At 35.3% G+C, this 617-nt stretch carries 1 protein-coding gene and 1 pseudogene; both read right to left on the reverse strand.

The genetic code is table 11. The annotated features are described in order from the left end of the window. Nucleotides 1–378: pseudogene (locus ACFIJ9_RS08690) on the reverse strand (hypothetical protein); the annotation flags it as partial. Next, the gene (locus ACFIJ9_RS08695) at nt 375–518 is read right to left on the reverse strand and encodes a TrwH protein (RefSeq protein WP_375636799.1); all 144 of its coding nucleotides are present in this window, start codon (nt 516–518) and stop codon (nt 375–377) included. The pseudogene ACFIJ9_RS08690 and the gene ACFIJ9_RS08695, both read right to left, overlap by 4 nt. Between the last annotated feature and the right edge of the window lie 99 nt (nt 519–617).

Genomic DNA, 617 nt, shown 5'->3' on the forward strand with positions numbered 1-617 from the left:
TGGTTCTTTGAGAAAAAAACTAGAAAAGTCTATTTTCTGAGGTGCAGTTTTCTGACCCTTTGTTATAGCTTGATAGGTTTTTTCTGTTTGCGAAAGTTGTTCTTTTTTCAACTCAAGCTGTTTTTTTAAGAGCTCAATAATTTCTCCTTTTTTTAATAGATTAATAATCTCCAGATATTCTGCTGGTAGAGCAGGTGGTGTCGGTGGAGCAGGTGGTGTCGGTAGAGCAGGTGGTGTCGATAGAGCAAGTTGTGAGTTTACAGTTGGGTCTTGAGGTGATGAGGGTTCGAAACTTATGCTCACATCTGCATTTGCTGAAGCTAGATTCAGCATTCCCAAAAGGGTAATCATTCCTGTTATAATAAATCTCTTTTTCATCTGTCTCCTCGCTTGATTTTGGCAGGGATTGTTTTATTAATAGGTACACGGTTCCTATCATTGGGCTGTTTTAGCTTTGGTGCTAATGCATAAGCCGATAAAATTTTTGCAATCAAAATTACAAGAATGATCGACTTCATTTTAATACGACTCTTTTTACTGTTATATGCATCTTAATATTTATTGTCATTATTATAATTTTGACACTAAAGTAAAGTGTATAGTTTGCGATAATTGAT

Source organism: Bartonella sp. MR90HLJMH, assembly GCF_042194115.1.
GTDB classification, from domain to species: Bacteria; Pseudomonadota; Alphaproteobacteria; order Rhizobiales; family Rhizobiaceae; genus Bartonella; species Bartonella grahamii.